The organism is Methylobacterium nigriterrae (assembly GCF_037106235.1).
GTDB lineage: Bacteria > Pseudomonadota > Alphaproteobacteria > Rhizobiales > Beijerinckiaceae > Methylobacterium > Methylobacterium nigriterrae.
Window position 1 is genome coordinate 1 of record NZ_JBAWTG010001065.1, and the last position, 251, is coordinate 251.

At 70.1% G+C, this 251-nt stretch carries 1 pseudogene; it reads right to left on the reverse strand.

Features of this window, described 5'->3' with window-relative positions:
* Positions 1-251, reverse strand: a pseudogene (locus WDW90_RS41320) (cyclic nucleotide-binding domain-containing protein); the annotation flags it as partial.

The following is a 251-nucleotide window of genomic DNA, read 5'->3' on the forward strand; positions in this document are numbered from 1 at the left end:
CGGAGGGGCCGGAGCTGTGCATGCGGCAGAGGTCGCCCGGCACGGCAAACGAGACGATCCGGCGGCCGCCCTGCCAGAGGGTCTTGTAGCGCCCGGCGATGCCGCTCATCACGAGGTAGACGCGATCCGTGTTGTCGTAGACCGCAACGTCCTGCCGCGCGGGAACACAGCGCCGGGTACGCGTGAGTGCCTCCAGGGCGGCGCGCTCGATCTCGGACAGGGCAGCGCCGTGTTCCAGCTTCCGGATGAGG